Raw genomic sequence first — 20,084 nt, 5'->3', positions numbered from 1 at the left:
CACCCCGGTCACTCCGGCCGTCGCTCGGTGAACCCATCGCCGATGATCGCGGCGGCCAACAACTCGGCCCGCTGCGGCGACATCCGGCCATGACGTACCAACGCCCGCGTGACGATCGAACGGACCTCGATCCACTGATCAGCGGTGAGTGCCGGTGTGCTGTCCTCCACCGGCGCGTCGGCGACCGTTCGGGTGGGAGCGGCACGGTCAACCCGGGGCGCCCCGGGCTCCAGCCCCAGCAGCCGGCGCACGCCCCTCGTCGAGGCCACCGCGACGTTCAACACGCCAAGGCTGGCGAGGTGCGCCAGCACGCCTGCCGAAGCGTTCAGCAGTACCGGGGTGAGCAGTTCCTCGACGCCCGGCAACCCGAACTTGAGCTGTCCCCCGCCCCGGTCCCCACCGGCCAACGCCCGCTTCGGATCGGCGAAGTACGCCTGTCGGAGCACGTCGAACACCCGGCGCTCGGCCGCAGCCTGCGCCGGCTGCACCGCTGCGGCGCGGTCGAGCATCGCCTGTGCCACCTCGACCACCCACTGCTCGTCGATCGCCGGCCCGACCCTCATGCCGAACCACCGACGTCCGAACCCAACCGGGCATCCCCAGTCGCAATGAATACGTAGAGTATTCGCATTGCCGCTCGGCCGGATCCGCATCCGGGGCAAGGCACGTCGCTGATCTGCTGCATCACGCCACGATGATGCCCCACCCATCTTTCGCCGTCACGCAAAGTCACTGTCGGTCTATTGACTCGGCATCGACATCGACTGCCGTCGAAGCCGCATACGTCGAACTGCGTACCCGTCCTGCGTTCCGTGGCAGACGCGTCGTACCCGCGATACGCCGCACCCTGGACGCACCGCATCCCCCACCAGACGGAGGAACGTATGCGCACCGCAGTACGGAGAACTCTGGCCACCGCGGCTGCCGTGGCGCTGGGCGGCGCCGCGACCATGGTCGGGCCGCAGCCGGCATCGGCGGGCACACCGGACTGCCCCAGGTACAACATCTGCCTCTACCTTGAACGCAACTACGAGGGCGATCGGATGGACTACCACGAGAGCGATATGTACGAATGCCTCTACGGCTACGTGCCGCAGGGGCTCGCCTCGTCGGTCCACAACAACACCAGGTTCGCGTTCCGGCTCTGGGACTCGAACGCCGGACTGAACTGGGCCGTGGTCGGTACGGCCGCCCCCTACAAGGCGTACGGCAGCTTCGGCGCCGGTGACAATCGGGTCAGCATCATCGCCAGCCCCGGATGCACCCCGTTCGACTGACGCATCCCGCAGCCCCGGAAACCGACAGGGCTCTGTCGGGTGGACCCGGTGCAACGGTCCACCCGACAGAGCCCCACGAAAGACGGCCGATCAGCTGATCAGAGGTTCCTGGTCTGGTTGTAGAGGTTCAGGGCGGTGTTGTCGAAGAACGGCGAGATCATGATCGTCGGCGCGACGATCCGGTCGATCCGGCTGTTGACGCCGTACAGGTAGCCGAAGTTGCCGTCCCAGTTCAGCAGCCAACCGCCGCCGCTGGAGCCACGGGTCATGTCGCAGGGGATCCGGATGGTCTGCGTCGCGCCCGGGGACTCGGGTTGCGAGGTGCCGGAGCAGCGCAGCAGGTTCCCACCGTCGAACGGCGCCTCCTGCGGGTAACCAAAGGCGTTGATCGCGACGTTCAGCCCCCGGTTGACGTCCAGGCCCTGCCCACCGAGCCGGGCGACGATGTGCTGGCCGTTGAGCGTGTTCATGACCGCCACGGCCATGTCCTCGTTGAAGTTGCTGCTGGCCTGCCACGCCGCTGCGGGGATCAGACGCGCCGCGGTCCAGGTGCCGAAGGGCCGCTGGTTGGCCAGGTCGTCGTCGAACGCGGGCACGAACGCCCAGTTGGTGGCCAACGCGCCGCCCGGACCGCCCGGGTGGGTGCAGTGCCCAGCGGTCCAGACACTGTCCTGACCCTCGGAGTTGATCACCGTACCGGAGCAGACGAAGTTGCCCCCGCCCATGGTGAAGAACACCTTGCCGCTGGTCCGCGCGGTCGGGTGGTTGGACGCGAAGTTCGGGTTCAACGCCGCCGGAACCGGACCACTGTTCGGTACGCCCAGCTCACCCGCGGTCGGCGGCACGGTCAGCCGGGCACCCCGGTCGACCGACTGTCGGGCGGTCTGGCCACTGTCGACGTACCGCTTGACCGCCTGCCGGTAGGCCGGCGACTCCTCGGCCGGCTGCGCCGCGCGCATCCGCTCCGGCGTCCAGTACGCCACGACCGCCTGGTGCTCGGTGGCGCCCGCCCCGTACTCGGCCCGGCCGGCGGCCCACGCCTCGGCGGTGGCAGCGGGGTCCAGACCCGGTGCCGGTGCGGCACTCGCCGACTGGCTCAGCGCCAACGCGGACACCGCCGCCATCATCAGTGCGACCGTCACCGACGTCGCCCGACTGGCCCTGTTCGCGAGAACTCTCATCTACTGGCTCCTCCTCGGTAGGCACCGCGCCGAACCCCCTCCGGCGCGACTACTGAGCAGAGGGTCATCGATGTCCGGGAGGGTCACCGGGCATCCTGGACGTGGTTGGACACGACTGGACAGCGGGCGGCCAGGGCCGCCTCCGGTCCGGTTCGATCGGGTACGGCGGACGCGGCGGTCCTGCTGTACGCGGGGCGGGACCGGGTGCACCGATCTCCTAGACTCTCGTGGTATGCCACGGCAGGTCTGGATCTGGCTACGTAACGCGCTGATAGTCGGTGGCACGCTCGCCGTGGCCCTCTTCGGCTGGCGGCTGACGGCCGCCGACGCACCACCCGAGGGGCGTTCGATCGACGTGTGCGGTTTCGTCCGCCCGGAGACCATCGCCCGGCTGGTTCCGGAGGCGTCGGAGCCAGCGGCCGAAATCGGGGCCACGAACAGTTGGTGCGAGTTCTCGGGCTGGGTGGGCGAGGGCGCCGGCCGGGCGAGGGTGAACCTGTGGTTCGGGTACGTCCGCGCCGGGAGGGAGGAGGGGGTGTCGGCGGAGGAGCAGGCCCGGCAGACCGTCCGCTTCACCGAGTGCTTCGACTGTCGCTCGGAGCCGACACCGGTCCGGATCGGCGACGAGTCCTTCGAGTACGGCTGGACGAACGAGAGGACCCGGCAGGTCGCGCACGTGCGCGTCCGGATCGGCACGGTGACGGTCCACGCGCAGCTCGGCACCACGTACGCGACCCCGGACGCCGTGTTAGGGGCGACGAGGAGTCTGGCCCAGGAGGTGGCGGCCCGATGTCAGGCGACATGCTGACCAACCCGGCCCGGCCGGACGAGCAGAAGCACCGCGAATGGCTGGCGGCCACGCTGTCGCTGCGCCGGTGGCAGAAGCGGGCACCGATCCCGCTGCTCCTCGTCGTCGCCGTGCTCGCCTGGAGCGGCTACGCCCTGGGTCAGGCGGTGGCGCCCCAGATAGGTCGGGCCCAGGCGGCCAGGGTGGACCGCACGGCCCCCCGGGTGTCGACACCCCCCGTGCCGGCGGCTCCGCACTATCCACTGACGACACCGCTGCCGCTGGCGCCCGCCACCGGCCCGGACACCGGCACGGGAGCGCGGTTCGGCGCGGACGAGGCGACCGCCATCAGCCAGCCGGGACTGCCGATCACCTTCCGGCTGCCGGAGCATTACCCCTGGTACTGCGTGGTGCTCAGCGTGCCCGACGGCAGTGCCCGACCGACCGCCGAGTGGGAGTGCACCGCGGACTACCCGAACGCACTCGATCTGCACGTGCTGCTCGCGCCCTGCGCGTCGCCCTGCGATTCCGCCGCCAGGGAACGGCTGCGGCCACCGTTCGCATTCGGGCCGGGCCGGGCCGTCGACCCGGTGACCTGGCTCGCCGAGCGTACGACCAAGCGGGGCACTTCCCAGCGGAGCTACTTCCATCTGGTGCTGGAGCACGTCTGGCAGGCACCGACCGGCGCGTTCGGCCCCGGCTCCGCGAGCCAGACCCTCTACGTGGTGGCCCTCGTGGCCACGTCCGGCGACCGCATTCTGGCAGAGAAGGTCGTCAACGACCTGCGTACCCGGATGTAGGCCCGGCGTCACCCCGCCCAAGGGCGACAGTTCGTCACGACCTGGCCGGACCACTCTTCTCCGGGCGGAACGCGCCCGGCACCTCCGAACGCACCGTCCAGCCGAGCGAGCGGTACAGCGCGCGCCCGTCGTCGGTGGCGACCAAAATCCCGGTGCGCATCCCCCGCGCCGCCGCCCGGTCGCCGAGCGCCCGCATGACGACGCTGCCCAGCCCGCGCCGCCGGTGCGCCGGCTCGGTCTCCACCTTGTCGACGATGCCGAACTCTCCGGCCCGCGCCAGCCGACCGGAGGCCGCCGTGGCACCGCTGTCGTCGCGCACCGTCGCGACCGCGACCTCGCCGTCGAGATCAACCCGAATCGTGTACGGCGACGCGGGCCGCTCGACCGCGCTCCGGCTCAACGGAACGGTCATCAGATATCCGGCGATGTCCATCGTCCACCCCTCGGGCAGAGCGGCCCGGAACTCGCCCGGGTCCCCGGCCGCCTTGATCCAGTTTCCGGGAGCGGTCAGTTCCCGGGCGAGCCGACGCAGGGAGTACGCGTCGTAGGTGTGCAGCACGTGGCGTACCCGATGGCCTGGCAGGCCCACGTCGACCCGGAAGCCGCCGGCCACCTCGACCGGCGCGGCCGTCCCCCGGGAGACGGCCCAGCCACGCCCCCAGGCCATCATCAGCTCGGACGTCGAGTGGGCGTCGTCGGTGTGCGTGAGGCTGACACTGCGGTGTGGCACGAGGTTGCTCCCGTCGCGGACTGACCGGTCTCACCCGACCTTATTGCAAATCTTTGGCAACAAGCTCGTAATGTGATCCGCTGCATCGACGTCCCGGACCCCGGCGGCCCGGCGCACCGCACGGCCACCGCCGGCTAGTTGGGCGCTCCGCGATGACCGGCCATCCATCCGACCGCGTAGTCGACCAGGTTGCGCTGGGGCATCAGCCGGGCGTGCGCGTTTCCCACCACGCCGAGGCGTACGGCGCCGGTGCCCTCGAAATCCGCCCCGAGCCGCGGGAAGTCGCTCTCGTCGGAAGCCACGTCGGTCCAACTGACCCATCCGCTCGTACCGTCCGACCGGCGGACCGAAGAACCGGTCCGCTCCCGCCGGGGTGCCGGTTGACGCCACTCGGCCAGATGCAGCGAGGTGTTGGCATCGTGCCCGCAGCCCAGCAGCAGCACCGTTCCGGCCGACCGGTAGACCGCGCCCAGCGGGGAGCCGTCGCCGAGCGCGTCGTCCAGGCGGTGGCTGCCCACGATGTCGGCGGCCTGTGGACCCAGCGCGGCGAAGGACACCTGCGGATGGTCGCTGCGCCGGGTACCGGGCCAGGTCCGGATCGTCTCGGCGATCAACCCCATCCACCGGCTCGGGGTACGCGCCGGGTCGAAGCCGGGGGTCTGCTCGCGGATCACCGGCCACCAGCCGGGCGCGACCGGCGGGTTACGCCACCCGGCCGGATCGGTGTTGTCCGGGGTGTGGGTCGGCACGACCAGGGTGCCCTCGGGCCCGAGCACCTCCAGCACGGCGAGTACCACCGCGTGGGATCCGCCCGCGACGAAGCCGAGACTCCGCATCGAGGAGTGCAACAGCAGCACGCCGCCGGCCGGGACCCCGAGGGTGCGCAGATCGTCCGCCAATGAGGCGACGGTGTGCGGGACTGTCTGACCCACCTGGTGTGGACGTTCGACGCTCGGGTCTTCGGCGGTCACGGCTCCGATTATGGTCGGCCGGACCGGTTGCCGGCGGTCCTGCGCGGTCCTGTGCGGTCCTGCGCGGTCGTCCGGGATCGGCCGGGCGGAAGGTGTCCCGGTCGGTTCCGCCGGTGATCAACTCCGGCCTGTGACGCCCGGGTGACGGCCGTTCGGCCACCACGAGGGCCGGCGGGGCCGGCATATTCTGCGACCGTGTGGATCGTCGTCGCGCCGACACGGCGCCCCCGCCCGGCTAACGTCGAGCAGCCGGGCGTTTCCGGCCGGGAGGGATCGTGAAGCGGTATCTCAGCTCCGCGCTGGCGCCGACGGCGGAGAAGCACCGACTCGGCGCGCTGATCAGCCTGCACCGGCAGGAGCGGCCGTTGATCCGTTTCCGCGCGCGCTGGCTGTGGCTGATCCTCGGGGGCCTCTTCATCGGTCTGCTCTGGGTGCTCTGGGACCGGCAGTACTCCCGCTACCACCAGTACTCCCTCTACCCCGACGGCGCGTACTTCGCCTTCATCGCCACGCTGCACGTGATGGGTCTGGTGTTCTCCGGGCCGATCGCCGCCCGGCTCCTGCCACCCGACGGGCCGGACCGCTGGGTCGCGCTGTACGAGCACGGTCTGATCGACGTCACCCGGCCCTTCTCCGACGCCGCCGGGCGGATGCCCGAACACGACCTGATCATCCGCCCGGTGCGGTTCGAGCAGATCCGCCGCGTCGACCAGCACCGGGAATCCGTCGGCATGGTGCCGACCGGCATGGCCCGCACCGTGACCGCCACCAGTGCCGGCGCGCGCATCGTCGCCGAGCGCGACGGGAAACCGCTGGTCCTGGAATACCACGGCTACCGCCACCAGGACCGGTTCGTCGACGCCGTCCGGACCCGCCGCGCGGGCGGGCCGAGCCCGCGATCCGAGGCGGCGCTGCGCCGGTCCGGCGCGGTCTTCGGCAACCTGGCGGTGATGCAGGGCGGGCTGCGGGTCGTCGACGGTGTCGGGCTCGGCCCGGCGGAGCCGCCGACGCTGCGCTGGGACGAGGTGGTACGGGTGCACGAGTCGGACGACGGCACCCTGTCGATCTACCGGCAGGGCCGCCCCGGCGAGCGTCCGGGTGAGCCGGACACCTCGATGCGCTGGTACTCCGGGATCGTGCCGGAAACGTCGGAGGCCGCCGCACTGATCACCAGGATGCGCAACAAGGCGCTTTCCTGACGGTCCGGATATCCGACGACCCCGGATCACGGGGGAACTTCACCGGCTCCCCGGACGAACGTACGTCGGGCGGCAACCGTACCGGTACCGGTTGCCGCCGCTGCGACGTGAGACGCGTACCCGGATCAGAGCGCGGGCGGGGCGAGGGTGCCGACCACGGACTCCAGCGCGGCGCCGACCCGGTACATCCGGTCGTCCGCCATCGTCGGCGCCATGATCTGCAGGCCCACCGGCAGCCCGTCGGAGAGCCCGCACGGCACCGAGATGCCGGGCCCGCCGTACAGGTTGCTCGGGATGGTGAACAGGTCCGCCAGGTACATCTGGTACGGGTCCGACGTACGCGAGCCGAACGGGAACGCCACGAACGGGGTGGTCGGCGAGATCAGCACGTCGACCTGCTCGAACGCGTTGGTGAAGTCCTGGGTGATCAGGGTCCGCACCTTCTGCGCCTGCCCGTAGTAGGCGTCGTAGTAACCCGACGACAGGGCGTACGTGCCGAGCATGATCCGCCGCTTGACCTCGGGGCCGAAGCCGGCGTCCCGGGTCAGCGACATGACCTCCTCCAGCGAGTGCACGCCGTCGTCGCCGACCCGCAGCCCGAACCGCACCCCGTCGAACCGGGCCAGGTTCGAGGAGCACTCGCTCGGCGCGATCAGGTAGTACGCCGGCAGCGCGTACTGGAAGTGCGGGCAGGAGACCTCGACCACCTCGGCGCCGAGCTTGGTCAGCGCGTCGACCGCCTCCCGGAACGCGGCCAGCACACCCGGCTCGGCACCCTCGCCGGAGAACTCGGTGACCAGGCCGAGGCGTACCCCGGTCAGGTCACCGGAGGCGCCGGCCCGAGCGGCGGCGACCACGTCCGGCACCGGCTGCGGGATGGAGGTGGAGTCGCGCGGGTCGTGCCCGCCGATCGCCGCGTGCAGCAGCGCCGCGTCCAGCACGTTCCGGGCACACGGGCCGGGCGTGTCGAGCGAGGACGAGAACGCGACCAGGCCGTACCGGGAGGTGCCGCCGTAGGTCGGCTTCGCCCCGACGGTGCCGGTGACCGCGCCAGGCTGCCGGATCGAGCCCCCGGTGTCCGAGCCGATCGCGAGCGGCGCCTCGTACGCGGCCAGCGCTGCGGCACTGCCCCCGCCGGAGCCGCCCGGGATCCGGCCCAGGTCCCACGGGTTCCCCGTCGGGCCGTACGCCGAGTATTCGGTGGAGGAGCCCATCGCGAACTCGTCCATGTTGGTCTTGCCGAGCATCACCGTGCCGGCGGCACGCAGCCGCGCAACGATGGTCGAGTCGTACGGCGGGCGCCAGTTCTCCAGGATCTTCGATCCGACCGTGGTGGGTACGCCCTTGGTGGCGAGCACGTCCTTGACCGCCACCGGCACTCCGGCGAGCGGGCCGAGTTCCTCCCCGGCGGCACGCCGGGCGTCGACCGTACGGGCCGATTCCAGCGCCCCTTCGCTGTCGACGTGCAGGAACGCGTGCACCCGGTCGTCCACCGCCGCGATCCGGTCCAGGTGGGCCCGGGTCACTTCGACCGCGGACGCCTCGCCGGAAGCGATGAGGGCCGCGATCTCGGTCGCGGTCATCCTGGTCACGTCAGCCATCGTGGTCACGCCTTCCCATCGGAATCCGCCGGGCCCTCGCCGCGCGGGCTGGGCGGCTCGTCCTCGTCCAGGATGCGCGGCACCCGGAACCGGTCCTCCTCGCTGTCCGGCGCCCCGGAGAGCGCCTCGGCCCGGGTCAGGCCGGGCACCACCACGTCGTCGCGGAGCACGTTCGTCAGCGGAACGGAGTGCGAGGTGGGCGGGATGTCGGCGGCGGCCACCTCACCGACCCGGGCGACGGCCTGGAGGATCACGTCGAGCTGGCCGGCGAATGTCTCCAGCTCCTCTTCCGTGACGGCGAGCCGCGACAGTCGCGCCAGGTGCGCGACCTCCTCGCGGGAGATGGCGGACATCGGTGCCCCCTTCTTGCCTTGGCGTCTACCCGGCTTCCGCCGGCGTCTTTCCGGCGCAGCGTGGCACGCGCGCCGTGACCTGAGCGAGTGTATTTGTGACCCCGAGCGCCGCCGTCCCCGACTCCCCCGAAGATCCTCCGGATCCGGGTGCCGCCGGTCACTCCACGCTCGGGTGCAGTCCGGCGATCGACTCGGCCGGACCCGGCCGGACCGGGGCCTCCACTGTCTCGATCAGCACCGTCGGCGGCTCCACCGGGTCCACCGGCAGGTCGACCCGGGCCGCCGGGGACGCCCCCGGCACCGTCCGGCGCTCGGGCCGGGCCGCTCCGCCCCCGCTGGGGCCGATCGGCCGGTACCGGGCCAGCCAGGTGACCAGGTCCTCCGCCGGCATCGGCCGGGCGAAGAACCAGCCCTGGGCGGCGTCGCAGCCCGCCGCGTGCAGCAGCCGCCAGGTCCGCTCGTCCTCCACGCCCTCGGCGACGACCCGCAACCCGAGGGCTCCGGCCAGCTCGATCACCGACCGGACGATCGCCGCGTCGTCGGCGTCGGCCGCCATCCCGAGTACGAACGACCGGTCGACCTTCACCTCCGCCAACGGCAGCCGGCGCAGGTGCTGCATCGAGGAGTAGCCGGTGCCGAAGTCGTCCAGCGCGATCGCCACCCCGATCCGGTCCAGTCGGGTGATGGTGGCGAGGACCCGGCGCGGATCGGCCATCAACGCCCCCTCGGTCATCTCCAGCTGGATCCGCGACGGAGGTACGCCGTACTGGGCGAGCCGTTCGGCGATCTGGTCGGCGATCTCCCCGGTGTGCAGGTCGCGGACGCTGACGTTGACCGCGGCCCGGAGGTCCAGCCCGGCGGCGGACCACTTCGCCAACTGCTCCACCACGTCGTCGATGACCCGGCGGGTGAGCAGCCGCATCACCGCGCTCTGCTCGGCGACCCGGATCAGCTCTTCCGGGTCGACCATGCCACGCCGGGGGTGCCGCCAGCGCAGCAGCGCCTCCACGCCGATCACCTCACCGGTGTCGATCGCGACCTGCGGCTGGTAGTAGAGGGTGATCTCGCCCGCGTCGCCACCGACGGCGGCGGAGGTCGGTACGCCGGGGTGGCCCTCGGCCGGGCCCGACCCGACGGCCGCCGGGGTGGTACCGCCGGTCTCCAACACCCGCCGCAGGTCGGCCAGCAGGCTCAGCCGCTCGGCGGAGTTGTGGTCGGATTCGGCGGCGTACACCGCCACCGGGTCGCCCCGGTGTTTCGCGTCGTACATCGCCACGTCGGCGTGCCGCATGAGGGTGGCGAAGTCGGCGCCGTGCTCGGGGTAGAGGGCGATCCCGATCGACCCGCCGACGTCGAGCGGCAGCCCGTCCAGCGGAACCGGCTCGGTCAGGGCTCCGACGATCCGGTCGGCGAGCTGGCGGGCGTCGTCCACCCCGCAGAGCCGGGTCGCCACGATGGCGAACTCGTCGCCGCCGAGCCGGGCGATCACGTCCCCCGGGCGTACCGCGGCGGTCAGCCGGTGGGTGACCTCGACCAGCAGGCGGTCACCGACCGCGTGCCCGAGGGCGTCGTTGACGTGCTTGAACCGGTCCAGGTCGAGCAGCAGCAGCGCCAACTGGCCGCCCGGGGCCTCCTTGCCGGCCAGTTCGGCGTGAATCGACAACTGCTCGGTGACCTCGTCCAGCAGCGCCTTGCGGTTGGCCAGCCCGGTCAGCGGATCCAGCCGGGTGAGTTGCTCCCGCTCGGCCGAGAGCCGGGCCATCCGGGAGACCGCGTAGAGCGGCAGCACCACCAACGGGATCAGCGCGGCACTGGACCGGGCGGCGGCGACCAGCACCGGGCCGAGCAGCAGCAGGGATCCGGTGGCGAGCAGTTCGAAGCCGAGCCCCTGCCGGATCCGGGACCGCCACCGGCCACCGAAGCGCACCCGTACGGCGGTGGCGACGAGGCCGTGGTTGACGGTCAGCCAGGCGGCTCCGGCGCCGATCGCGATGGCGACGTCCACCAGCCGCAGGTGGCTCTCCGGGCCGGGTCCACCGCCGGGGGTGAGCCGGATGACCAGGTCGGCCGCGCCGAGCGCGCAGGCGTACTGGCCGATGTTGAAGATCGTCCGCCAGGCGGCGTACCGCATCCGCCAGCCGGAGGCCACCACCGCCGCCGCCTGCACGGCGATCGCCGGCCCGAGTCCCCATTCGAGCCCGATCGCAAAGGTGAAGCAGATCGACGGGAAGACGGACTGGCTCTGCCGCTCGCCGTGCGGGCTGAATGGACGGGCGTCGAAGGTGACCGCGAGCACCGCCATCAGCCAGAACGCCACGGGCAGCTCGGCTGCCTGCTCGGGCAGCCCGCTGAGCGGCACGGCGACGACTCCGGCGGCGATACCGACGACCAACCAGACGAAACCGAAGAACGGCGCCGTCCGATTCGGAGGGACGGAGTTCCGCAGCACGGCGGCCTCCATGGGACCTCCCGAGCCTTTCGGTCCAGGGCGCGGCCGGTACCGCGCGGCATGCCTCCCATGAAACGCCCTGACCCATGCCGCGTGGGGGGCGACAGACGCGAATCGGGTCGAGTCGTGACTAACTTGAAATACTGCGCATCTTGCTGACGTGCCTTCGCTAACGGAGAGCTGACTACTCAATCACTGATCGTCACTAATAGCGAGCCTACCTGCTGCTTCGGGTCCCTCCCCGAGCAGCGCGGCGAAGCCCGCCTCGTCGAGCATAGGCACCTTGAGTGCCGCAGCCTTCTCCGCCTTCGAGCCCGGATTGTCGCCGACCACCACGAAGTCGGTCTTCTTCGAGACCGACCCACTCACCTTGCCGCCCTGGGCCTGCACCGCTTCCGCCGCCCGGTCCCGGGTGAAGCCCGAGAGGGTCCCGGTCACCACCACGGTCAGACCCTCCAACGGGCGCGGCCCCTCGGCGACGCGCTCCTCCGCCATCCGTACGCCGGCCTCGGCCCACTTCCGCACCACCTCCCGGTGCCAGTCGACCACCAGCCACTCGCGCAGGCTGGCCGCGATCGTCGGGCCGACACCGTCCACGGCCGACAGTTCCGCCTCGCTCGCCGCCTCGACCGCCGCCATCGAGCCGAACTCCCGAGCCAGCGCCTGGGCGGCGGTGGGGCCGACGTGCCGGATCGACAGCGCCACCAGCACCCGCCAGAGCGGCCGCTGCCTCGCCTCGGCGATGCTGTCCAGCAACTTCCGCGCGTTGCTGCCGAGGCTGCCGTCCTTCTTGACGAAGAAGGGCACCCGGGCGAGGTGCTCCTCGTCCAGCCCGAACAGGTCACCCTCGTCGGTGATCTCCGCCGAGTCGAGCAGCGCGCCCGCCGCCTTGAAGCCGAGCACCTCGATGTCGAGCGCCTCCCGGCTGGCCAGATAGAAGATCCGCTCACGGAGCTGGGCCGGGCAGGTCCGGGTGTTCGGGCACCGGATGTCGACGTCGCTCTCCTTGGCCGGCGCCAGCTCGGTGCCGCAGGCCGGGCAGTGGGTCGGCATCTCGAACCGGCGGGCATCGGCGGGACGCAGCTCCACTATCGGCCCGAGCACCTCGGGGATCACGTCGCCCGCCTTGCGTACCACCACCGTGTCCCCGACCAGTACGCCCTTGCGCTCCACCTCGTGCGCGTTGTGCAGGGTCGCCCGGGCCACCGTGGAGCCGGCCACCTTGACCGGTTCGAGTTCGGCGAACGGGGTGACCCGGCCGGTCCGGCCGATGTTGACGGCGATGTCGAGGAGCTTGGTGGTCACCTCCTCCGGCGGGTACTTGTAGGCGATCGCCCACCGGGGCGCCCGGCTGGTCGAGCCCAGCCGGCCCTGGATGGCGACCGGATCGACCTTGACCACCACCCCGTCGATCTCGTGCTCGACGTCGTGCCGGTGCTTCGCGTAGTAGTCGAGGTAGTCCTGGATCCCGGCCAGGTCCGGTACGACCCGCCAACGATCGCTGGTCGGCAGCCCCCAGGCCTTCAGCGCCGCGTACGCCTCGGACTGGGCCACCGGCTCGAAGCCCTGACGCGCCCCGAGACCGTGTACGACCAGCCGCAGCGGTCGGGACGCGGTGATCCGGGGGTCCTTCTGGCGCAGGCTCCCCGCCGCCGCGTTGCGGGGATTGGCGAACGGCGGCCGGCCCTGCTCGACCAGGCCGGCGTTGAGATCGGCGAACGCCTCCACCGGGAAGTAGATCTCGCCGCGCACCTCCAGCAGCTCGGGGACCGGGTCGGTACCGTCGGTCAGCCGCTCCGGCACCTCCCGGATGGTCCGGACGTTCGCGGTGACGTCCTCGCCGGTCCGGGTGTCGCCGCGGGTGGCGGCCCGGACCAGCCGCCCCCGCTCGTACGTCAGGTTGATCGCCAGCCCGTCCACCTTCGGCTCGCACAGGTAGGCGACCGGACCACCGGCGTCCCGCTCGATCCGCTCCACCCAACCGGCCAACTGCTCCGGGGCGAAGGCGTTGTCCAGCGACATCATCCGCTCGACGTGGGCGACCGGGGTGAACAGCGTCGAGAAGGTGCCCCCGACCCGCTGGGTCGGCGACTCCGGGGTACGCAGCGCGGGGAAGGTGTTCTCCAGCGCCTCCAGCTCCCGCAGCAGCTCGTCGAACTCGGCGTCCGAGACGATCGGCGCGTCGAGCACGTAGTAGCGGTACTGGTGGTCGGTGATCTCGGTGCTCAGCGCGGCGTGCCGCTCCCGGGCCCGCGCCGTCGGCTCCGCGCCGGCAGCTGCCTCCTGCGCCGCGCTGACCTGCTGCGGGATGGCTTCCTCAGACACCGTCGACCTCCGTGATCGCGCTTCCCGCAACCGTAACCGGCCGGCCCGACCCGCACACCCCGCCGGCCGAACCGCACCGGCGGACCGGTTCCGGCCAGGGCGCCACCCCCGGCCCACCGCGAGCCGGAACGACCGGCCGGAGGCGGGGCTAGCCGCCCTGGTCCAGCTCGGCGTAGAGCTCGGCGATCGCCGACAGCGCCCGGGCCGGCGGCGTGCCGACGCCCCCGGTGTGGTCCTCGACGCTCCGGACGACCCGTTCGTACTCGTCGAGCGCGACCATGCGCTCGCCGATCCCGCGATAGCTGTCGGCGAGCAGGAGCCGGCAGTTGTCCGCCCACTCGATGCCGGCCGGATCACCGGTCTCGCGCAGCCGGTCCAACCACTCCGTGACCCGTAGGCAGGCGTCGACCGCCTCGGAGAACCGGCCGTCGGCGTGGGCGGCGACGACCAGGTGGTACCACAGCTCCGCACTGTCCTGCCCGGTCGAGGCCGCCAGCCCGACCGCCTCGTAGAGGTCGTCGACGGCCTCGGCGGCCCGCCCGGCGTCGATCAGTCGCCGGCCACGCAGGTAACGCAGGTGTCCGAGCAGCCGGTCCAGCGGATCCACCGGCGACGCCGGACCGGACGGTTCGGCCGACGGTACCGCCGGATCCCGACCGCCGGACCGCTCGGAGAGCAGCGCCAACTGCCGGTCGACGAAGGCGGCGAGTTCCCGTTCGGCCCCGGCCCGTTCGGCGGCGATCCGGAACTGCTCGACGGCCTCCACCGCCCGCTGCCCGGCCGACGCGGCGACGAAGGACTCCGTGGCCGAGGTCGCCAGCTCGATCACCCGGCGGGGATCGGCGAGGTCGGCGTTCCGCCACGTCGCCTCCAGCGCGGCGACCACGCCGACGACCAGCGGGTCACCGGACCGCGCCGCGTGCGCCCCGGCCCGGCCCAGCGCGGCGTACGCGTCGTCGCGGCGCCCCTGTCCGGCCAGGACGTACGCCAGCCAGTGCTCGCCCCAGGCCCGGGCCCACTCGGAGCCGTCGTCGCGCAGCCCCGCAACCGCCTCCGCCGTCAACGCCACGCCCTCCTCGGCGCGTCCGTCGTAGGCGACCCAGAGACCGAGCCAGCATCGGGTGAGCAGGGAGCGCTGCCGGTCGCCGTACCGCTGGTGGACCTCGGCCGCCCAGCGCAACCCGGACTCGGTCTCAGGGCTCTGGAAGAACATCGCCCGCAGCTCCACCGCCCGGGCCGCGAGCCGCTCCGGCAGGTCCCCGACGGCGGCCAGGCAGGCCCGCGCCTCGTCGGGTTCGCAGCGGTGGTTGTGCCACTCCGCCCGGTCCAGCACCTGCTCGTCGGGAAGGCCGGGCGGCGGCAGCAGACCCGTCCGGGGCCGGCTGCCCGGCCGAAGCGGCACGAAGTCGGCCGCCGGCGCCGCCACCAGCCGCGCCCTGAACCGGTCGCCGTACGCGGTGCTGCCGTTGCGGGCGTCGAAGCGCGCGGCCAGGTCCAGGGCAATATCCCGGGTCCGGTCGTGCAACGCCTGGAAGGAGACCGGACCCCGGCCGTCGCTGAGGTCGATCAGCGTCCCGCCACGCCCGAGTGTCATCAACCGCCGGGTCAGCACCGCCACGGCGGTGGCGAACTCCAACTTGCCGCTCGGCCGCTCGAACGCGTCGAAGCCCTCCATCAGCCCCAGCAGGTCGATCCCGGCGTCCTCGTTGCCGGTGTGCGCGTAGAACTCGACCAGCATCGCGAGGTACTCGTAGCGGTGCGCACCCTGGGCCGTCGCCCGTCGGATCCGCCGCTCGACCTGCGCCGCCCGCCGGTGCTCGCCGGCCCGGACCAGCGGCAGCAGCATCAGGCACTGGACCGGCACCGCCGGCTCGACGAACCGCCGCTCACCGGCGAGCACCGGCCCGGCGAGGGCGTACGCCCGGGACATCGACGCCGGGTCGCCGCGCAGCACCAGTCGTTCGAGCTCGGCCTCGAAGTCCCACACGTCGTCCGGGTCCGCGCCACCGGCCGCGATCCACTGCTGGTACGCCCGCTCCTCCGATTCCCAGTCGCCGATCATCTGGGCCAGCCGGCGTCGCACCGCGTACAGGCCCCGGGGGCTTCGCCCGGCCGCCCGGAGCCGCTGCTCCAGCTCCTGGTGCGTGTCGTGGAGCTGCCGCAGCGGGATGTCCGGGAAGTCCGCCATGGACTGGGCGGTGAAGGTGAGCCGGCGGACCAGGTCACTCACCTCGGCCGGGCCGAACTCCCAGGGCCGGAGGTCGAACTCGCGCAGACACTGGTCGAACAGCGGGAACGCCCGCTCCCACTGACCGTCCTGGCAGTACGCGTCGGCGACCAGCCGGCGGGCGACGGAGCCGAGTTTGGCGTGGCCGCCGATGTCCGCGCGCCACATGATGTCCTCGAGCAGCGCCGTCCGCGCCGGCCCGGGTGCCATGTGGTCGGTTCCGGCGAGCAGTGTCCACAGTCCGGCCACGGTGCCGCTCATCGGACCTTCCCCGCCATGATCGGCCCAACCGGCGGACCCGTTCCCCGATTGGCCACCATGCCCAGAGGATCTTAGGCGATCACGCCGAACGCCGGGTCCGCCCACAGAGGAGACGGGTTCGCTCAGTCCCAGGCGGCGCCGAGGACGGCGAGCTGGTCGGCGTACTCGATCCGGTCGGACCAGTCGGCCGGCCAGGCCGCCATGCCGTACGCCGCGCCGACGAAGGCGCCGGTCAGAGCGGCGATCGAGTCCGAGTCGCCGGAGGTGGTGGCGGCGCGGGCCAGTGCCGAGACCGGGTCGTCGTGCTGCCGTACGGCGCAGAGCAGCGCGGTGGCCAGGGCCTCCTCGGCGATCCAGCCCGCTCCGGTGGCGTCGCACGGGTCGGTGCCGTCGTCCGGCCCGGCCAGCGCCGAGTCGAGCCGGTCCAGCACCGACAGGCACTCGTGCCAGCCCCGGGCGATGAAGCTCGCCGGGTCGTCGACCGCCGGCTGCTGCCACAGGTCGCCCAACCAGTCCGCCCGGTAGACCGTGCGCTGCTCCTCGGCCCGGGCCCGCAGCAGGCCGGGAAGGTCGGTCAGGGCCGCGCCGTCCCGCAGCACCCGGACGGCGTACGCGGTCAGCTCGCTCGCGGCCAGCCCGGTCGGGTGCCCGTGGGTCAGTCCGGCCTGTAGCTGGGCGACCCCGGCGAGGGTCTCCAGGTCGTAACCGGGCACCAGGCCGACCGGCGTGACCCGCATGTTGGCCCCGCAGCCCTTCGACCCGGCGATCGTCGCCTCCTGCCAGCGCAGCCCCTCGGCCAGTCCGCCGCAGGCCCGCAGGCAGGTCATCCCCGGTGCGCGATTGTTCTCCGGGCTGTGCGCCCAGGCCACGAAGCCTCGGCGGAGCAACGGCTCCAACACGTCAGGGGTGGCCGCCGGGCCGGCCTCGTGCAGCGCCCGGCCGACCGCCAGGCCCATCTGGGTGTCGTCGGTGACCCGGGCCGGCTCCCCCACCAGGTCGCGAGGACCGCCGGGCCCGTAGCGCCGCTCGATCTCGGCCAGCGACAGGAACTCGGTCGGCGCCCCGAGGGCGTCACCGTAGGCCAGCCCGAACAGCGATCCGGAGGCACGCCGCAGGTCACCGCGAGTGCGCGGCGGACCGGTTACCTGAACAACCATGGCGGCCATCATTTCTCAGTCGCGCCGGGCGCCACCACCCCGGCCGAGTCCGGCGGGATCCGGCTCAGTCGTCCCAGCAGAGGCAGAACGGATGGCCGGATGGATCGGCGTACACCCGCCAGCCGTCGCCCTGGCCGGGCAGCCGGGTGGCCCCGAGCTTCAACACCTGGGCCTCGGCCACCTCGATGTCGTCGACGGTCACGTCGAGGTGGAACTGCTGCGGGCGGTCCGGATCGGGCCAGCGCGGCTCCCGCAGGTTACTCGCCCGCTGGAAGGCGAGCCGGGGCTGCTGGCCGGGTTTCCCCCCGACCACGGTCCAGCCGTCCTCGTCGTCGCTGCCGGAATGGTCGACCGGCAGGCCGAGCATCTCGGCGTAGAAGCCGGCGAGCGCGCGCGGATCCGGACAGTCGATCACCACGGTACGTAGTTGGCCAATCATGCGGCCATCCTGCCCTGCCGGACCGGCAGAAAAACCTATTCCTCGGCGAGTCGCCGGCCCGCGTCCCGACAGGCGGTGAGCACGCTCCGGGCGTACCCGTCGGAGGCGCCGGCCAGCCCGCAGGCCGGGGTGACGACGACCTGTTCCGCGAGCTGGCCCCGGGGAAAGCCGAGCCGGTCCCAGAGCTGACGTACCCGGTCGGCGACCTGGGCCGACGACGGCTCCTCGCCACCCGGAACCGGCAGCGTCGGCGCCGCTCCGGCGAACAGCCCGAGCCCCGCGTCGATCGCCTCGCCGACCGGATCGAGCCGCTCCACCAGGTGCAGGTCGAGCGCGACCGCGGCCGCGCCGGTGGACCGGATCAGTTCCAGGGGTACGTCCGGCGCGCAGCAGTGCACGACGACCGGTACGCCCACCGCCTCGACGACGGTCCGGAGCAGCCCGGTGGCGGTGCTCGACCCGACCGGCCGGTACGCCCCCAGCCCGCTCTCGGTCGGAATCCGTCCGGCCAGTACGGCGGGCATCGTCGGCTCGTCGAGTTGGAGCAGCACCGTGGCCCGGGGCAGCCGGCGGCGTACCTCGGCCACGTGCGCCCGCAGCCCGTCGGCGAGCGATTCGGTGAGGTCCCGGACCGCGCCCGGGTCCCGGAGCATCCGCCCGCCGACCGGCCGTTCGAGACCGGCCGCCAGGGTGAGCGGGCCGGCCGCCTGGATCTTGAAGGTGCCGGTCAGCTCGCCGGCCTGCTCGGTCATCTGGTCCAGGTCGCGCGCCAGGAAATCGTGGGCGCGGCGCAGGTCCCGCCCCGGGCGGCCGGCGACCCGCCACCGGCCCGCGTACAGCTCGACCGGCAGGTCCACCAGCAGCCCGCCGGTCCGGCCGATCAGGTCGGCACCGGGCCCGCGCGCGGGCAACTCGGGCAGGTGCGGCAGGGCCAGCTCGCCCAGCACGATCCGCTGCGCCTCGGCGATGTCGGTCCCGGGCATCGATCCGATCCCGGTCGCCGCCCCGGCCGGCCACGGCCATTTCCGATCCGCTGCCCGCTGCTGCTCGGTCACCCGCTGTTGGTCGGTCACCTGCGCAGGTTAGCCCCGCAGCCGGCCGCTGTGGGCAGCCGGGCCCGAAGCGGTCGCGGGGTGTTAGGAAGGGGCCCTTCTTCTACAGAAAACGATAAGAAGGGGCCCTTCCTTACCTCTCAGGCGGTGGTGCTGATGGTGGCGGAGCCGAGCACGATGTCGCCCGCCGGGTCGGGGCGGTACGCCACGATCGCCTGGCCGGCGGCCACCCCGCGGATCGGGCGGCGCAGCTGCGCGTGCAGGGATCCGCCGGTGACCTGGACGGTGGCCGGGACGACCTGACCGTGGGCGCGGAGCTGGACCTCGCAGTCGAGGGGGGTGGCGGGGAGCGGGCCGGTGGGCCAGACCGGACGCTCGGCGCCCACCGTGGACACCTCCAGCGCCTCGGCGGGGCCCACCGTCACGGTGTTGGTCTTCGGAGTGATCGAGAGCACGTAGCGGGGCCGCCCGTCCGGGGCCGGCACCCCCAGCGCCAGCCCCTTGCGCTGGCCCACCGTGTACCCGTACGCGCCGGAGTGGGCGCCGAGCACCGCGCCGGTGCCGGCGTCGACGATGTCGCCCGGAGCCTCGCCCAGCCGGTCGGCGAGGAAGCCCCGGGTGTCGCCGTCGGCGATGAAGCAGATGTCGTGCGAGTCGGGCTTCTCGGCCACCGCCAGGCCACGCCGGGCCGCCTCCGCGCGTACCTGTGCCTTGGTCGAGTCGCCGAGCGGGAAGACCGACCGGTCCAGCTGCTCGCGGGTGAGCACGGCCAGCACGTACGACTGGTCCTTGGCCTCGTCGACGCTGCGCCGCAGCAGCCCGTCCGGGCCGAGCCGGGCGTGGTGGCCGGTGACCACCGCGTCGAAGCCGAGCGCCACCGCCCGGTCCAGCACCGCCGCGAACTTGATCTTCTCGTTGCAGCGCAGGCACGGGTTCGGGGTACGGCCGGCGGCGTACTCGGCGACGAAGGTCTCCACCACGTCTTCGTGGAACCGGTCGGCCAGGTCCCAGACGTAGAACGGGATCCCGAGTACGTCGGCGGCCCGCCGGGCGTCCCGGGAGTCCTCCAGCGTGCAGCAGCCCCGGGCACCGGTGCGGTACGTCTGCGGGTTACGCGCCAACGCCAGGTGTACGCCGGTGACGTCGTGGCCGGCCTCCACCGCCCGCGCGGCGGCGACCGCCGAGTCGACCCCGCCGGACATCGCTGCCAGTACCCTCACCGGTTCATCCCTTCCACCCCACGAGGGTAACCGGCCCGACCGGGGGACCTGGCCG

Annotated in this window: 17 protein-coding genes; 4 read left to right on the top strand and 13 right to left on the bottom strand. The window is 72.6% G+C overall.

All coding sequences use genetic code 11. The annotated features are described in order from the left end of the window. Positions 1-8: 8 nt before the first annotated feature. On the bottom strand, positions 9-563 hold the full coding sequence (locus tag H4W31_RS16485; RefSeq protein WP_192767469.1) for a hypothetical protein: 555 nt from the start codon (positions 561-563) through the stop codon (positions 9-11). A 321-nt stretch (positions 564-884) separates the two neighbouring features. On the opposite strand from H4W31_RS16485, the gene H4W31_RS16480 reads away from it, so the two are divergent. Next, positions 885-1,277 carry a peptidase inhibitor family I36 protein gene (locus tag H4W31_RS16480; protein ID WP_192767468.1) on the top strand — a complete coding sequence of 131 codons (393 nt, stop codon included), beginning with the start codon at positions 885-887 and terminating at the stop codon, positions 1,275-1,277. A 98-nt stretch (positions 1,278-1,375) separates the two neighbouring features. On the opposite strand, the gene H4W31_RS16475 is transcribed toward H4W31_RS16480, so the two are convergent. Next, positions 1,376-2,458: a trypsin-like serine peptidase gene (locus tag H4W31_RS16475; protein WP_192767467.1), complete on the bottom strand. Its 1,083-nt coding sequence runs from the start codon at positions 2,456-2,458 to the stop codon at positions 1,376-1,378. 232 nt (positions 2,459-2,690) lie between these two features. On the opposite strand from H4W31_RS16475, the gene H4W31_RS16470 reads away from it, so the two are divergent. Then, positions 2,691-3,266, top strand: coding sequence for a hypothetical protein (locus tag H4W31_RS16470; RefSeq protein ID WP_192767466.1), 576 nt, complete (start codon positions 2,691-2,693; stop codon positions 3,264-3,266). Then, complete coding sequence (locus H4W31_RS16465; RefSeq protein WP_192767465.1) at positions 3,248-4,045, top strand: hypothetical protein; 798 nt, start codon at positions 3,248-3,250, stop codon at positions 4,043-4,045. The genes H4W31_RS16470 and H4W31_RS16465 overlap by 19 nt, the downstream gene beginning before the upstream one ends. Before the next feature lie 34 nt (positions 4,046-4,079). Here the strand turns inward: H4W31_RS16465 and H4W31_RS44265 are convergent, their stop codons facing one another. Both H4W31_RS44265 and H4W31_RS16455 read right to left on the bottom strand, forming a co-directional pair. After that, positions 4,080-4,775: a GNAT family N-acetyltransferase gene (locus H4W31_RS44265; RefSeq protein ID WP_318783231.1), complete on the bottom strand. Its 696-nt coding sequence runs from the start codon at positions 4,773-4,775 to the stop codon at positions 4,080-4,082. Between the two features lie 134 nt (positions 4,776-4,909). Beyond that, a complete protein-coding gene (locus H4W31_RS16455) occupies positions 4,910-5,746 on the bottom strand; it encodes an aminoglycoside N(3)-acetyltransferase (protein WP_318783230.1) in 837 nt (278 codons plus the stop codon). 275 nt (positions 5,747-6,021) lie between these two features. Between H4W31_RS16455 and H4W31_RS16450 the strand changes: the two genes are divergently transcribed. After that, a complete protein-coding gene (locus tag H4W31_RS16450) occupies positions 6,022-6,945 on the top strand; it encodes a hypothetical protein (protein WP_192767464.1) in 924 nt (307 codons plus the stop codon). A 125-nt stretch (positions 6,946-7,070) separates the two neighbouring features. On the opposite strand, the gene gatA is transcribed toward H4W31_RS16450, so the two are convergent. From gatA to mnmA, 9 genes are all read right to left on the bottom strand, one after another. Beyond that, on the bottom strand, positions 7,071-8,546 hold the full coding sequence (gene gatA, locus H4W31_RS16445) for an Asp-tRNA(Asn)/Glu-tRNA(Gln) amidotransferase subunit GatA (RefSeq protein WP_192767463.1): 1,476 nt from the start codon (positions 8,544-8,546) through the stop codon (positions 7,071-7,073). Between the two features lie 5 nt (positions 8,547-8,551). Next, positions 8,552-8,899, bottom strand: a complete 348-nt coding sequence (gatC, locus tag H4W31_RS16440; RefSeq protein WP_192767462.1) for an Asp-tRNA(Asn)/Glu-tRNA(Gln) amidotransferase subunit GatC — start codon at positions 8,897-8,899, stop codon at positions 8,552-8,554. A 157-nt stretch (positions 8,900-9,056) separates the two neighbouring features. Next, positions 9,057-11,360: a putative bifunctional diguanylate cyclase/phosphodiesterase gene (locus tag H4W31_RS16435; RefSeq protein WP_192767461.1), complete on the bottom strand. Its 2,304-nt coding sequence runs from the start codon at positions 11,358-11,360 to the stop codon at positions 9,057-9,059. A gap of 180 nt (positions 11,361-11,540) precedes the next feature. Further along, positions 11,541-13,673: an NAD-dependent DNA ligase LigA gene (gene ligA / locus H4W31_RS16430; protein WP_192767460.1), complete on the bottom strand. Its 2,133-nt coding sequence runs from the start codon at positions 13,671-13,673 to the stop codon at positions 11,541-11,543. A 148-nt stretch (positions 13,674-13,821) separates the two neighbouring features. Continuing rightward, the gene (locus H4W31_RS16425; RefSeq protein WP_192767459.1) at positions 13,822-16,161 is read right to left on the bottom strand and encodes a hypothetical protein; all 2,340 of its coding nucleotides are present in this window, start codon (positions 16,159-16,161) and stop codon (positions 13,822-13,824) included. Between the two features lie 122 nt (positions 16,162-16,283). Then, positions 16,284-17,318 carry an ADP-ribosylglycohydrolase family protein gene (locus tag H4W31_RS16420; RefSeq protein WP_192767458.1) on the bottom strand — a complete coding sequence of 345 codons (1,035 nt, stop codon included), beginning with the start codon at positions 17,316-17,318 and terminating at the stop codon, positions 16,284-16,286. 64 nt (positions 17,319-17,382) lie between these two features. Further along, positions 17,383-17,757, bottom strand: coding sequence for a VOC family protein (locus tag H4W31_RS16415; RefSeq protein WP_192767457.1), 375 nt, complete (start codon positions 17,755-17,757; stop codon positions 17,383-17,385). 35 nt (positions 17,758-17,792) lie between these two features. Then, entirely contained in the window at positions 17,793-18,812 is a 1,020-nt protein-coding gene (locus H4W31_RS16410; RefSeq protein WP_318783742.1) for a methionine synthase, read from the bottom strand. Between the two features lie 137 nt (positions 18,813-18,949). After that, positions 18,950-20,029, bottom strand: a complete 1,080-nt coding sequence (mnmA, locus tag H4W31_RS16405; RefSeq protein ID WP_192767456.1) for a tRNA 2-thiouridine(34) synthase MnmA — start codon at positions 20,027-20,029, stop codon at positions 18,950-18,952. Between the last annotated feature and the right edge of the window lie 55 nt (positions 20,030-20,084).

Origin of the sequence: Plantactinospora soyae (genome assembly GCF_014874095.1) — a bacterium.
In the GTDB taxonomy this organism is placed as follows: Bacteria; Actinomycetota; Actinomycetes; order Mycobacteriales; family Micromonosporaceae; genus Plantactinospora; species Plantactinospora soyae.
Note: the sequence above shows the minus strand (reverse complement) of the source record. Positions and strands in the feature narration are given on the sequence as shown.

Coding starts and splice junctions, on each gene's coding strand:
- H4W31_RS16485 (WP_192767469.1), bottom strand. CDS start 563: ATGAGGGTCGGGCCGGCGATCGACGAGCAGTGGGTGGTCGAGGTGGCA.
- H4W31_RS16480 (WP_192767468.1), top strand. CDS start 885: ATGCGCACCGCAGTACGGAGAACTCTGGCCACCGCGGCTGCCGTGGCG.
- H4W31_RS16475 (WP_192767467.1), bottom strand. CDS start 2,458: ATGAGAGTTCTCGCGAACAGGGCCAGTCGGGCGACGTCGGTGACGGTC.
- H4W31_RS16470 (WP_192767466.1), top strand. CDS start 2,691: ATGCCACGGCAGGTCTGGATCTGGCTACGTAACGCGCTGATAGTCGGT.
- H4W31_RS16465 (WP_192767465.1), top strand. CDS start 3,248: ATGTCAGGCGACATGCTGACCAACCCGGCCCGGCCGGACGAGCAGAAG.
- gatA (WP_192767463.1), bottom strand. CDS start 8,546: ATGGCTGACGTGACCAGGATGACCGCGACCGAGATCGCGGCCCTCATC.
- gatC (WP_192767462.1), bottom strand. CDS start 8,899: ATGTCCGCCATCTCCCGCGAGGAGGTCGCGCACCTGGCGCGACTGTCG.
- H4W31_RS16435 (WP_192767461.1), bottom strand. CDS start 11,360: ATGGAGGCCGCCGTGCTGCGGAACTCCGTCCCTCCGAATCGGACGGCG.
- H4W31_RS16425 (WP_192767459.1), bottom strand. CDS start 16,161: ATGAGCGGCACCGTGGCCGGACTGTGGACACTGCTCGCCGGAACCGAC.
- H4W31_RS16420 (WP_192767458.1), bottom strand. CDS start 17,318: ATGGTTGTTCAGGTAACCGGTCCGCCGCGCACTCGCGGTGACCTGCGG.
- H4W31_RS16415 (WP_192767457.1), bottom strand. CDS start 17,757: ATGATTGGCCAACTACGTACCGTGGTGATCGACTGTCCGGATCCGCGC.